The organism is Streptomyces sp. CLV115 (assembly GCF_038448545.1).
GTDB lineage: Bacteria > Actinomycetota > Actinomycetes > Streptomycetales > Streptomycetaceae > Streptomyces > Streptomyces sanglieri.
On record NZ_JBCEWQ010000018.1, the window covers coordinates 55765 to 68377 of the forward strand.

The 12613-nt window shown below is 70.5% G+C and carries 10 protein-coding genes; 4 read left to right on the forward strand and 6 right to left on the reverse strand.

The window, feature by feature from the left end:
• From AADR41_RS09850 to AADR41_RS09860, 3 genes are all read left to right on the forward strand, one after another.
• A complete protein-coding gene (locus AADR41_RS09850) occupies positions 1 to 966 on the forward strand; it encodes an urease accessory protein UreD (protein WP_342280941.1) in 966 nt (321 codons plus the stop codon).
• Positions 967 to 1048: 82 nt separating this feature from the next.
• Positions 1049 to 2398, forward strand: a complete 1350-nt coding sequence (locus AADR41_RS09855; RefSeq protein ID WP_342280942.1) for an ammonium transporter — start codon at positions 1049 to 1051, stop codon at positions 2396 to 2398.
• A gap of 143 nt (positions 2399 to 2541) precedes the next feature.
• Positions 2542 to 4905: an alpha-L-fucosidase gene (locus tag AADR41_RS09860; RefSeq protein ID WP_342280943.1), complete on the forward strand. Its 2364-nt coding sequence runs from the start codon at positions 2542 to 2544 to the stop codon at positions 4903 to 4905.
• Here AADR41_RS09860 and AADR41_RS09865 read toward each other — a convergent pair.
• From AADR41_RS09865 to AADR41_RS09890, 6 genes are all read right to left on the reverse strand, one after another.
• Positions 4883 to 6319 carry a lipase maturation factor family protein gene (locus AADR41_RS09865; protein WP_342280944.1) on the reverse strand — a complete coding sequence of 479 codons (1437 nt, stop codon included), beginning with the start codon at positions 6317 to 6319 and terminating at the stop codon, positions 4883 to 4885. The genes AADR41_RS09860 and AADR41_RS09865 overlap by 23 nt on opposite strands.
• Before the next feature lie 19 nt (positions 6320 to 6338).
• A complete protein-coding gene (locus AADR41_RS09870) occupies positions 6339 to 6863 on the reverse strand; it encodes a DUF1990 family protein (RefSeq protein WP_342280945.1) in 525 nt (174 codons plus the stop codon).
• Positions 6860 to 7705 carry a YndJ family protein gene (locus tag AADR41_RS09875; RefSeq protein WP_342280946.1) on the reverse strand — a complete coding sequence of 282 codons (846 nt, stop codon included), beginning with the start codon at positions 7703 to 7705 and terminating at the stop codon, positions 6860 to 6862. The genes AADR41_RS09870 and AADR41_RS09875 overlap by 4 nt, the downstream gene beginning before the upstream one ends.
• Positions 7706 to 7946: 241 nt before the next feature.
• On the reverse strand, positions 7947 to 9011 hold the full coding sequence (locus AADR41_RS09880; protein WP_342280947.1) for a FecCD family ABC transporter permease: 1065 nt from the start codon (positions 9009 to 9011) through the stop codon (positions 7947 to 7949).
• Positions 9008 to 10045, reverse strand: coding sequence for a FecCD family ABC transporter permease (locus AADR41_RS09885; protein WP_342280948.1), 1038 nt, complete (start codon positions 10043 to 10045; stop codon positions 9008 to 9010). Before AADR41_RS09885 ends, AADR41_RS09880 begins: the two co-directional genes overlap by 4 nt.
• A gap of 17 nt (positions 10046 to 10062) precedes the next feature.
• The gene (locus AADR41_RS09890) at positions 10063 to 11112 is read right to left on the reverse strand and encodes an iron-siderophore ABC transporter substrate-binding protein (protein ID WP_342280949.1); all 1050 of its coding nucleotides are present in this window, start codon (positions 11110 to 11112) and stop codon (positions 10063 to 10065) included.
• A 410-nt stretch (positions 11113 to 11522) separates the two neighbouring features.
• Here AADR41_RS09890 and AADR41_RS09895 point away from each other — a divergent pair, with 410 nt between their 5' ends.
• The gene (locus AADR41_RS09895; RefSeq protein ID WP_342280950.1) at positions 11523 to 12575 is read left to right on the forward strand and encodes a chitinase; all 1053 of its coding nucleotides are present in this window, start codon (positions 11523 to 11525) and stop codon (positions 12573 to 12575) included.
• The last annotated feature ends 38 nt before the right edge of the window (positions 12576 to 12613 follow it).

The window sequence follows — 12613 nt, forward strand, 5'->3', positions numbered from 1 at the left end:
ATGCGCTCCGCCCCGTCGCCGCCCCGGCCGGACCGGCTCGCCCCCGACTACTACAGCGCGGTCCGCGTCCCCCCGGAAGTGGCCGCCCTGGCCTCCGTACCCGACACGCTCGGGCCCGGTTCCCCGGCCAAGGTCGGCATCCTCGATCTGGCCTTCGCCGTACGGGGCGGGCGCACCGAACTCGTGGAGCGGTACCAGAAGACCCCGTTGCAGATCATGCGGCCGCTGTGGATCGACCCGGCGGCGCCCGGCATGAGTTACGTCTATCTGATGGCGACCGGCGGCGGCATCGCCCAGGCCGACCGCTACCGGATGGACTTCCGCTGCGGTCCCGGCACCGAGGTGCACCTGACCACCCAGGCGGCGACCAAGGTCTTCCGCATGGAGCACGACTACGCGAGCCAGCGCGTACACATCACGGCGGACGAGGGCGCCTATGTGGAGTACCTGCCGGACCCGCTGATCCCGTTCAAGGACTCGCGGTTCTACCAGCGCACCGAGGTCACGGTCGCGCCCGGCGCCACCGTGGTCGTCGGCGACACCCTGACCGCCGGGCGGCTCGCCCACGGCGAGCGCCACGACTACCGGGTCCTCGCCACCGATCTGCACATCGCCCGGCCCGACGGCACCCTCCTCGCCATCGACACCCTGCGCCTGGCACCGGGGGCGGGGCCGGGCGGAAACGGCGTCGTCGGCCCCGGTGTGTTCGCCGGGCACGACCATGTGGCGTCGCTCTTCGTCGTCACCGACCGTGCCCCGGCCACCGAGATCGCCGACACCCTCCACGAGGCGCTGGCCGGGCTGGGCGTCCTGTACGGGGTCAGCGTGCTGCCCCGGGACTGCGGCGCCTGGCTCCGGCTCCTGGACGACAGCCCGGTCGGGGTCGCCGAAGCGCACAACACCGCATGGGACGCCGTGCGCCGGCTGCTCACCGGCCACCCGGCCCCCGCACTGCGCAAGCCGTGACGTACCCGCTGCCGACACTCCGACTCCGACTTCGACTTCGACTTCGACCCCGTCCCCGACCCGATCCCGAGGTATCCCGCCGATGAACACCGCTCCCGCGCCGATGCCGGCCGCGTACGACTCCGGCGACACCGCCTGGCTGCTCGCCTCCACCGCCATGGTGCTGCTGATGACGCCGGGACTGGCGTTCTTCTACGGCGGCATGGTGCGCACCAAGCACATCCTGATGATGATCAAGATGAGCTTCGCCGCGCTCGCCTTCGGCACCCTTCTGTGGTGGGCGATCGGCTATTCGCTGGCGTTCGGACCGGACGTCGGCGGAGCCGGGCTCATCGGCAACCTCGACCACGTGTTCATGCGCGACATCGGCCTGAACACGCTCACCGGCCACATTCCCACCTACGTCTACAGCACGTTCCAGATGGGCTTCGCGATCATCACGGTCGCGCTGATCAGCGGCTCGATCGCCGACCGCGCCACGATGAAGGGCTGGATCGTCTTCGTCGTCCTGTGGCTGCTCATCGTCTACATCCCGCTCGCGCACTGGGTGTTCGACCCGGACGGGTGGATCGTCAAGCACCTCGGCGCGCTGGACTTCGCCGGCGGTCTGCCGGTGGAACTCAACTCCGGGGTCGCCGGGCTCGCCGTCGCGCTGGTGCTGCGGGCACCGCGCGACTTCGCCCGCCGCGAGGAGCGGCCCAACAACATTCCGCTCGTCGTGATCGGTGTCGGGCTCCTCTGGTTCGGCTGGTTCGGCTTCAACTCCGGCTCGGCGCTCAGCGACCAGGGCACCGCGTCCGCCGCGTTCATCAACACCCAGCTCGGCGCGGCGGGCGCCATGGTCACCTGGCCGCTGGTCGAGAAGTGGCGGACCGGCACGGTCACCACCGTGGGCGTCGTCTCCTCCGCCGTCGCGGGCATGGTCGCCATCACCCCCGCCTGCGGCGAGATCGACACGCTCGGTGCCGTCATCACCGGTCTCGTCGTCGGGGCGGTGTGTGCCTTCGCCATCACGCTCAAGTACCGCTTCGACGTGGACGACACCCTCGACGTGGTGGGCGTGCACGGCGTAGGCGGCCTGATCGGCCTGATCATGGTCGGTCTGTTCGCCACCGCGCGGATCAGCGGCAAGAAGGGCCTCTTCCACGGCGGCGGCTGGGGGCTGCTCGGCAAGCAGCTCGTCGCCGTCGTCTCGGTGATCGCGTTCTCCTTCCTCCTCACCTGGATCATCGCGAAGCTGGTCCATCTGACCGTCGGCTTCCGCGCGGAGGACGAGTACGAGAGCGTTCCCGGTACGGACCGGGAGCGCGCCTACGACTTCCAGACCGCCGAGCGCCTCGGTGCCCTGGTCTCCGGCAAGGCCGTGACCAGCGACGACGAACTCGTCAGACAGATCACCAAGCTGCTGCGGGCCCGGGAGGAGTCCAAGTGACGGGCCCTGTGGGGGCCGGGACCTGACGGACCGGCTCGATCGCGGCCTCGCTCGCAGTCATCGGATGGATGGGGGGAGCGCGTTTCGTTCTGTCTGGAAGATTGCATTGACAGGTTCGCGTCGCGCTCCAATCATCGGATGTCATGACCGAACTTCCCAGACGCCATGTACTCGGAATGACGGCAGGGGCGGCAGTCGGCGCCGCCCTGCTCACCCCCGCCACCGCCGATGCGGCCCCGCACCCCGCAGCCGCCGAGCGCACCGGAGCCGGCCCGGACGGCGGCGGGTGGGGCACCGTACCCGCCGCCGTCCCCGTGCCGCTCGACCCGTGGTTCGACAACGACGGAATCGACACCGCCGACGCCCGCGGCGGCGACTTCGACGGATCCGGCTACGCCTTCCCGGGTGAGGAACTCCCCGCCGGGGAACGGGAGATCGGCGGCACGGCCTTCCTCTTCCCCGGCTCCGCCGCCGGGACCAAGAACAATGTCGTCGCCCTCGGCCAGCGCATCGACCTGCCGCCCGGCCGCTATCTCTCCGGTCTCTTCCTCACCTCGTGCAGCTACGGTGCCGCGTCCGGCAGGGCCACCGTCCACTACGCGGACGGCACCACGACGACCCCGCTGCTCGGCGGGCCCGACTGGTACGGCGGCAGCGGCGCCCTCACCGCCGCGTACCGCTACACCGCCGACGGCGCCAAGGACCAGCATCCGGTGTCCATCGCGGTCGGCGAGATCGCGCTCGACCCGGCCAGGGAAGCCGTGGGGCTCACCCTGCCGACCACCCAGCCCGCCGAGGCCGGCAAGCCGTCCCTGCACATCTTCGCGCTCTCGCTCCAACCTGCTGCCCAGGGCAGGGCGTTGGCGCTTCGCGACGCCCGCTCCACCACCTCGCTGCTGGACTCCGGAGCCCAGAGCGTCGAGGCCACCGTCGTCAACGCCGGCACCGTCGGCATCCTCGCCGCCGGCGGCCTCACCCTCTCCGTGGACGTGCCCGGAGCCCGCACCGTCGCACCCGCCCGCGTCAGCCGCCTCGCCCCCGGCGAACAGGCCCGCGTCCGCATCGGCATCCGCAGCAGACCCGGCACCGCACCCGGCACCGCCCGGGAAGGCAACGTTGTCGCGCGCGGACGAGGGGCGCGGGCGGCCACGGTCCGGCGCTCGCTCACCCTCGGCGTCCCCGACTACACGCCGACGGACGCCTCCCTCGCCACCCACCAGGCGCCGTACTGGTTCCAGCAGGCGAAGTTCGGGATCTTCATCCACTGGGGGGTCTACTCCGTTCCCGCCTGGGCACCGGTCGGCACGCAGTACGCCGAGTGGTACTGGAGCCAGATGCAGGACCCCGGCAACCCCACCCACGCCCACCACCGCGAGACCTACGGCGAGTCCTTCGCCTACGACGACTTCATCCCGCGGTTCCGCGCCGAACGCTTCGACCCGCGCTCCTGGGTGGAGCTGTTCCGGGACGCCGGCGCCCAGTACCACGTCCTCACCTCCAAGCACCACGAGGGCTTCGCGCTCTGGGACACCAAGCTGTCCGACCGCAACTCGGTGAAGATGGGGCCCGGGCGCGACCTGGTCAAGGAGCTCTTCGACGCCTCGCGCCGCTACACCCCCGAGCTCCACCCCGGGCTGTACTTCTCCATGCCCGAATGGTTCAACCCCGACCACCCGTGGACGGGTCACGCCCCGCGCAATCCGTACACCCTGGAGCCCGTCCCTTACACCGGTCACACAGCGGGCAAGGACTATGTCACCCAGTTCCAGGGTCCGCAGATGCTGGAGCTGATCCACGGATACGACCCCGAGATCCTCTGGTGCGACATCGGCGGCGACAACGACAGCCACCGGGTGCTGGCCGAGTACTTCAACCACGCCAAGAACCGGGCCCGCCCGGTCGAGGTCACCGTCAACAACCGCTCCGGGATCGGCGCGTACGACTTCACCACGCCCGAGTACACGACGTACGACCAGATCGTCACCGCCAAGTGGGAGTCCAGCCGCGGCCTCGACCCGTACAGCTACGGCTACAACGCCCAGACGCCGGACGAGAAGTACATGACGGCCGAGGAGATCGTGCACTCGCTCGTCGACATCGTCTCCAAGAACGGCAACTTCCTGCTGGACATCGGGCCCAGGGCCGACGGCACGATCCCCGACATCATGCAGCGCAGGCTGCGCGAGACGGGGGAGTGGCTGAAGACCAACGGCGAGGCGGTCTACGACACCACGTACTGGTCACGGATGCCGCAGCTCGGTGCGGACCTGCGGTTCACCCTGCGGCCGAACCGGGCGTTCTACATCCACTCCCTGGCGCGGCCCGGCGCGACCCTCACCGTCGAGGCGCCGGTGCCGGTCCGCGGCGGTGACCGGGTCACCCTGCTCGGTCACGACCGGCCGCTCAACTGGCGTGTCCGGGGCGGCTCGCTGGTGATCGACGTACCGGCGGCGGCCCGCCGGACCGGAAAGCACGCCTGGGTGTTCAAGATCGCCTGGTCGGGCTGAGCCAGGCAGGACCGAGCGAGACGGGGCGCATGAAGTCCCGCACATAGGTCCGGTGCCACCAGCGCCCGGTGGCCCGCAGTTCGCGCCAGGTCGTGTACCGGTAGTGGTACACCCTGGCGCGGACATGGGCGGGCGGGGCATCGGGGAACGGGTTGTGACGCAGCAGCCGCAGGGTGTCCCGGTCGTTCTCCAGCAGCCGCTCCAGGAACGGGCCGAACCACGGCCGGGCGTACGCGGGGGAGAGCGCCGCGAACCACATCAGCCAGTCCAGCCGCAGATGGTACGGGGCGAACTGGCGGGGCATCCGGCGCGGATCCCCCGGCTTGCCGCGGAAGCCGTACTCCCGCCAGCGGGTTCCCTCGTGGAGCACCTGCTCGTCCGTGCCCTCGACCACCACCTCCAGCCGGACCCGGCTGATGCTGCCGAACGCGCCATAGGTGTTGACCAGGTGCAACGGGTCGAACGAGCGGTTCATCACCTGGCGGCGGGAGATCAGATTGCGCGCCGGCCGGTAGCTGAGGAGGAGAACCAGCGCGGTCACCGCGAGGACCACGATCTCGTACCAGAGCGGCGGCGCGGACTGTGCGGGCGGCGCGGTGAACAGGGACCAGTCGACGGCGGACAGGGCGAGGGTGATCGTCAGCCAGTTCAGCCAGGCGAAGTTCCCCGAGACGACCAGCCACAGCTGGGTGACGATCATCAGTCCCGCGGCGGCGCTCGCCACCGGCTGCGGGGTGAACAGCAGCACCGGAACCAGAAGCTGGGTGACATGGTTGGCCGCCACCTCGGCCCGGTGGACGGGCTTCGGCAGCCGGTGGAAGAACCAGCTCAGCGGCCCCGGCATCGGCTGGGTCTCGTGGTGGAAGTACAGACACGTCAGCCTGCGCCAGCACTCGTCGCCGCGGATCTTGATCAGTCCGGCGCCGAACTCCACCCGGAACAGCACCCAGCGCAGCAGCCACAGCACCAGCACCGGGGGAGCCGTGTGCGCGTTGCCGAGGAAGACGGCGAGGAAGCCCGTCTCCAGCAGCAGTGACTCCCAGCCGAAGCCGTACCAGGTCTGGCCCACCTGGACGATCGAGAGGTACAGCGCCCAGGGCAGGGCCCAGAGCAGCATCGCCGCCCAGAGCGGAACGTACGAGTCCGCGCCCGCGAGCAGGGCGACGGCCAGCGCGCAGCCGGTCCAGGCGACGAGTGCGAAGAAGCGGTCGGAGTAGTGCAGCCGGAAGAGCCCCGGAGCGTCGTGCCAGTCGGTGCGGCGCAGGAACTCGGGTACTGGCAGCATGCCGCGCTCGCCGATCAGCGCCCGGAACTGGAGCGCGGCGGTGAGAAACGCGACCAGGTAGACAGCGGCCAGCGCCCGCTGGAAGATCAGCCGGCTGAGCCAGTACCCGTCTGCGGTGAACCAGTTCATCACCTCCAGTATCGGCGATTCAGCCCCGCCCGCCGCGCTCCTCGTCCACGATGCGACGCAGCGTGCTGCCCAGTCGCCGGGCGTACAGCCGCTGGAGCACCGGTACGACGGGTCCGGCGAGCCGGGTGTACCAGGCGGCCGGGCGGCTGAACGCCATGACGGTGAACCACACCGTCCCGTCGTCCGCCGACTCCACCACGAAGCTCTCCTCGCCGCGTTCCGGGTGCCGGACCTCGGTCCCGTAGGCGAACCCGATGCGGTTCTGCTCGTACGCGGTCCAGATGACCTGGCAGGGTGCGGTGAACCTGAGCCGGCCGATGCCCAGCGACACCCGGACGCGGACCCCGTCCCCGGCGCGGGGCGCCGAGGCGCGGACCCGGGCGCCGCTGGTGCGGTGCATGCGCCATTCGGTGATCGCCGCGCCCGCCGCTTCGAGGTCGGCCCGGCCGCGCCCGACCTGGGTGCGGTGGTGGAGGTGGTGGTACCCGGTGGGGAGCGGGCCGAGACGGGTGGCGCCGACCTCGGAGTAGTTGAGGGTGCTCATGCGGTCCTGCTTTCTACGGGGTCGGTGTGATCGCGCAGCCGCTGCCAGGCGAGCACCGAGCACAGTGCGAAGCCCAGCGCGTTGCCGAGGCCGTGGGTGGCGGCCATCCAGGCCAGTGAGGGGTGCGGGATTCCGGTGGCCTCGCCGAGCGCCCAGCTCAGGGCGAGCACCATGGTGACGGCGAGGACGGCGGACGAGACGGCGAGCAGGCTCCGGGTGATCCGGTCCCGCTGCCCGGTGCGGACGGACCGCCAGGTGAGGAGGGCGACGGTCCACATTCCCGCCGTCAGTACGACCGCGCCGGCCAGTTCGGCCCAGTCCCCGATGAAGTAGCCGATCAGGACGAGCACGGTGCCCAGTGGGACGCTGAGCGCGGCGAACCTTCCCGCGGCGCTGTCGGCGACCCGGCAGACGAGCCCCGCGACCAGCGCGGCGGCGAATCCGGCGAAGTGGAAGTGCGGCACGGTCAGCGCGAGGATGCCGAGCCCGAAGCCGAAGAGCGTGTGCCCCGAGCGTTCGGCGACCAGCGCGAGGGCCGCGACCGACGGGGTGACCAGGGCGGTGAGCAGGGCGACCTCGGCGGGTGCGGTGGACCTCGACGGACCGCGGAGCAGCCGGTGCGGGGCGTGCAGCGCGAGGAGTACGGCGCCGAGCGCGTAACAGAGCGCGAGTGCGGTGGCGGCGATGCCGCGCGGCAGCCACAGCGAGACGACGCCGGGAAAGGCGAAGAGCGGCCAGAGCCGCCGGATCCGGTCCAGCTCGGCCGCACCGGTCAGCCGCAGTCCCGCGGGGACCACCACCAGCATGCCCAGCATCACGATCGAATTGACCAGTACGGACATCGCCGCCCCCCGGCTTGAACGTGTTCAACTGTGTTCGGCGCCGACTCTACGAGCTTTCTTGAACGTGTTCAAGCAGGGGTGTGCGAGGGCGGGGCCGCCGGGTTCTCCGTCTGGTCCATGCGTGTGCTGGAGGCGCGTGAGGTGGACCCGACGGGGGAGGGCGACCCGAGATGTGTCGTCGAGGGCGTGTCCGTGGCGCCGTACGGCTGCTTCGGTGGCGAATGGCGTACGGCGCCGCGCCTCACAGAGCTCCCCGGCGCCACTCCCGTACCAGCAGACTGCCGAGGTACACGCCTCCGATGGCCATCGTGTAGATCCCGACGGGCAGATTGTCGAAGAGCGGCAGCTGCTGGGCGCACAGGTCCGCCAGCACCAGCAGCAGCGCGCCGGTCAGCGCCGACAGCGCCAGGTGCGGTCCGGAGACCCGGGTGATCCGCTTGGCGACCTGCGGGGACGTCAGCGCGATGAACGCGATGGGGCCGGCGACACTGACCGCCCCCGCCGAGAGCACGATCGCCAGCACCACGGCGGCCGTCTTGGTGCGTCGGGGCTCCGAGCCGAGCGCGGCCGCGATGTCGTCGCCCATCTCCCCGATGTCCAGCCGCCGGGAGAGGAGCACGGTGAGCGGGGCCACCACCAGCAGCACCAGCCAGATCGTGGTGGCGTCCTCCCACGACCGCGCCGACAGGCTGCCGTTGACGTAGGCGCTGAGGACGGCGGCCCGGTCCCGCTCCATGGAGTAGACGACGTACTGGGTGATCGCGGTCCCGATCGCGGCGACCCCGATGCCCGCGACGACCAGCCGGGCCGGGTTGCGGAACCCGGTGCCGGTCGACACATGGACCAGCACCATGGCGAGGAGGGCGCCGATCAGCGCGCCGAGCGCCACCGGCACGGTGTCCGGGAAGAGCAGTGCGGTGATCGCGGCACCCGCCCCGGCCCCGGACGCCAGCCCGATCACATCGGGGCTGCCGAGCGGATTGCGGGTGACGGACTGGAACAGCGCCCCGGAGAGCCCGAGCGCCGCACCGGTGCCCACGGCAACCGTCAGCCGGGGGCCGCGCAGCCGCTCCAGCACGAACGCGTCCTTGCCATCGGCCCCGCCGGTCACCGCCCCGGCCAGGTCGGCGAGCGGAATGCCGAGCCGCCCGAGCGACAGGGTGGCGACGGCGCCCGCCACCAGCAGCACCAGCAGCACCAGGGCCGTCAGCACCGACACCCGCCGGACCGGCACGGCCACCCTCCCGCCGGCCCTGAGCACCTTCCGGGGCGAAGCGGTGCGGACCGCGGCCTGCTTCGACGTCATGCGTTGCCCCTCATCCTGCGTACGGCGACGAGCAGTGCGGGCGCCCCGACGAACGCGGTCACGACACCGACCATCAGCTCCTGCGGGCGCATGACCACCCGGCCCACGACATCCGCGAGGAGCAGCAGCGCCGGACCTGCCAGCGCCGAGAAGAGAATCTGCATGCGGAAATCGACGCCGGCCACGGCCCGCACCACATGCGGAACGGCCAGTCCGACGAAGGCGATCGGACCGACCGCCGCCGTCGCCGCCGCGCTCAGCAGCGTGGCCGCGAGCAGCCCGCCCGCCCGCACCAGCGCCGGATTCGCCCCCAGGGACGCCGCCGTCGAATCGCCGAGCGCCAGCGCGTTGAGGCCGGGACCGAGCACCGCGGCGAGCACCAGACCGGCCACGGCGAACGGCAGCACCGACCAGAAGACGTCGAAGTCCCGTCCGCCGAGCGCGCCGACGACCCAGTACCGGTAGCTGTCGAACACCTTCGGGCGGCCCAGGGTCACCGCCTGGATGAACGCCATCAGCACGGCGGAGAGCACCGCGCCGGCGAGCACCAGCCGGACGAGACCGCCGCCCGATCCCGCGGAACCGATCGCATGGACGAGCAGGCCCGCGAGCAACGCACCGGGCAGCGCCCACCACATGGTCGCCGTGGCGCCCGACGCCCCCAGGAACGCCGTCGCGGCGACGACGCTCGCGGAGGCGCCCGCGTTGATCCCGAGCAGGCCCGGATCGGCCAGCGGATTGCGGGTCACCCCCTGCATGAGGGTGCCCGCGACGGCGAGACAGAGTCCGGCCAGCACACCGAGCGCGGTCCGCGGGTAGCGGCTCTCGACGATGGTGGTGACATTCGGGTCCGCGTTGCCGGACAGGACGTCCAGCACATCGCCGAACGAGGTGGTGCGGCTGCCGAACATGACGCTCGCGAGCACGGCGAGCACCAGGACGGCGATTGCGACGACGAGGGAGAACACCCGCCGAGCGGTGCCGGTCCGTGAGGTACCGGCACCGCTCGGCGGTGCGTGCGTGGTGGTGGCCATGTGGGTGGTGGTCCGCCTCAGCCCTTGTCGGCGGACTCGACGGCCTTGTCGATCAGCGGCAGGTAACGGTCGATCACCCACGGCACGGTGAGCGGGTTGATGATCGAGGAGGCCGTGACGAAGGAGTTGTCCTTGCCGGCCACCACGGCGCCGCTCCTGACCGCGGGAATCGCCGCGTACAGCGGCTGCGCCTCGATCTCCTTGCGGGACTTGTCGTCCATGTAGAACGTGAAGACCAGGTCGCTGTTCTTCAGCTTCTCGGCGTTCTCCAGACCGATGAGCGCCGAGTCGGTGCCCTTGGTCTCCTTGAAGGTGTTCACCACCGGGTCGACCTTGAGACCGAGGGAGGAGACCATCTTGACGCGCTGCTCGTTCGGCTTGAACACACCGAGGGTGCCGGGTCCGGTGTTGTAGATGTACGAGAACGTGTGCTTCTTGTACTCCGGCCGGGTCGCCGCCGCGTCGGACAGCTGCTTCTCGATCTTCGCGGTGAGGGTCTTCGCCTCGTCCGGCTGTCCCAGCGCCTTGGCGATGATCTCGATCTGCTGGTCCCAGTCCGTGCTCCACGGCAGGTCGGGATAGGCGACGGTGGGCGCGATGTCCTTGAGGATGTCGTAGTCCTTCTGCGTGATCCCGGACCACGGCGCGAGGATGACGTCCGGCTCCAGCTCGGTGATGGCCTCGAAGTCGATGTCCTCACCGCCGGTGAACTGGACCGGCAGCTTGTCGCCGGACTTCTTCACCGCGTCGTGGATCCAGGGCAGATAGCCCGTCTTGTCGCTTCCCCATTCGTACTTCTCGATGCCCACCGGAGTGTGACCGAGCGCGATGGCGGTCTCGGCGGAGCCCTGGCCGAGGGTGACGACCCGTTCGGGCTGCTCCTTGATCTCCGCGGTGCCGAGCGCACTCTTGACGGAGACGGGGAACGCGCCGCTGCTCTTCCCGGATGCGCCGGAGGTCTCCTTGCCGTCGTCGCTCGACGAGCAGCCGCCGAGGGCGAGAACGAGGGCTGTGGCGGCGGCAGTTGCGGCGAGCGTCCGGCGACGCGCGCGGGTGAACCGGGACATGGATGTTCCTCATGTTTGAACGGATGGAGCAGCGACTCCCCGAGACCGCGTGAGGGCATGCCGAAGGAGCGCCCGTACGGGGGTACGGCAGGCGGCCCCCGATGCAGATCGCAAGGAGTTAGGCAAGCCTAAGCTAAGCCATTGTGTGGCGACAAGCGGCCCCCCGGTAAGTGTTTCGGGCCCCCTTTCGGGCCGGTTCGGCGCCGCCGGCCGGTCGCGACTTTGGTCCAGACCTATTGACGGAAGGTCTGGACCTCCCTAGCGTGTGGCGAGCCGTGAAATGCGAGACCGCATTCCGCCTGGGGTTGTCAGGGGCATGCCATTCACGCGCCAACTCGCCCCGTGCCGGGCCGCCTCGGGCAGCAGCACCGCCCCGGCGGGGCCCGGTCGCGACACGAAGGGAACTGAGCATGTTCGGTCGGACATCGCGCCTGCTGGGGGTCGGCCTCGCGGCGGCATGTGTCGTACAACTGCTGGTGGGTGCGGAGTCGAGCAGTGCGCAGGACGAGACCTGCGCGGTCAAGTCGAAGCCCGCCGGGAAGGTGCTCCAGGGGTACTGGGAGAACTGGGACGGCGCGGCGAACGGTGTGCACCCGCCGCTCGGCTGGATCCCGGTCACCGACAGCCGCATTCCGCAGCACGGCTACAACGTGATCAACGCGGCCTTCCCGGTCATCCTCTCGGACGGCACCGTCCTGTGGGAGGACGGGATGGACTCCACGGTGAAGGTCCCGACCCCGGCGGAGATGTGCCGGGCGAAGGAGGCCGGGCTGACCACGCTGATGTCCATCGGCGGCGCGGCCGCCGGCATCGACCTCAACTCCAGTACGGTCGCCGACCGGTTCGTCGAGACGATCGTGCCGATCCTCAAGAAGTACAACTTCGACGGCATCGACATCGACATCGAGACCGGTCTGGCCGGCAGCGGCAGCATCGGTCAGCTGTCGGCCTCGCAGGCCAACCTCATCCGCATCATCGACGGGGTACTCGCGCAGATGCCCTCGAACTTCGGTCTGACGATGGCGCCGGAGACGGCCTATGTCACCGGAGGGAGCGTCACCTACGGCTCGATCTGGGGCGCGTACCTGCCCATCGTGAAGAAGTACGCGGACAACGGGCGCCTGTGGTGGCTCAACATGCAGTACTACAACGGCAGCATGTACGGGTGTGCCGGCGATTCGTACTCGGCGGGCACGGTCGAGGGGTTCACCGCGCAGACCGACTGTCTGGACAAGGGGCTCGTCATCCAGGGCACCACGATCAGGGTCCCGTACGACAAGCAGGTTCCGGGGCTGCCGGCCCAGCCGGGCGCGGGCGGCGGCCACATGCCGACGGGCCAGGTGGCACAGGCCTGGAACCACTACGGCAACGCCCTCAAGGGCCTGATGACCTGGTCGCTCAACTGGGACGGTTCGAAGGGCTGGACCTTCGGGGACAACGTCAGGGCGCTGCAGGGCCGCTGAGGCACCGCGGCACCCGCCCGGTCCGGCCGGCCGTGACG

Coding starts and splice junctions, on each gene's coding strand:
- AADR41_RS09850 (WP_342280941.1), top strand. CDS start 1: ATGCGCTCCGCCCCGTCGCCGCCCCGGCCGGACCGGCTCGCCCCCGAC.
- AADR41_RS09855 (WP_342280942.1), top strand. CDS start 1,049: ATGAACACCGCTCCCGCGCCGATGCCGGCCGCGTACGACTCCGGCGAC.
- AADR41_RS09860 (WP_342280943.1), top strand. CDS start 2,542: ATGACCGAACTTCCCAGACGCCATGTACTCGGAATGACGGCAGGGGCG.
- AADR41_RS09865 (WP_342280944.1), bottom strand. CDS start 6,319: ATGAACTGGTTCACCGCAGACGGGTACTGGCTCAGCCGGCTGATCTTC.
- AADR41_RS09870 (WP_342280945.1), bottom strand. CDS start 6,863: ATGAGCACCCTCAACTACTCCGAGGTCGGCGCCACCCGTCTCGGCCCG.
- AADR41_RS09875 (WP_342280946.1), bottom strand. CDS start 7,705: ATGTCCGTACTGGTCAATTCGATCGTGATGCTGGGCATGCTGGTGGTG.
- AADR41_RS09880 (WP_342280947.1), bottom strand. CDS start 9,011: ATGACGTCGAAGCAGGCCGCGGTCCGCACCGCTTCGCCCCGGAAGGTG.
- AADR41_RS09885 (WP_342280948.1), bottom strand. CDS start 10,045: ATGGCCACCACCACGCACGCACCGCCGAGCGGTGCCGGTACCTCACGG.
- AADR41_RS09890 (WP_342280949.1), bottom strand. CDS start 11,112: ATGTCCCGGTTCACCCGCGCGCGTCGCCGGACGCTCGCCGCAACTGCC.
- AADR41_RS09895 (WP_342280950.1), top strand. CDS start 11,523: ATGTTCGGTCGGACATCGCGCCTGCTGGGGGTCGGCCTCGCGGCGGCA.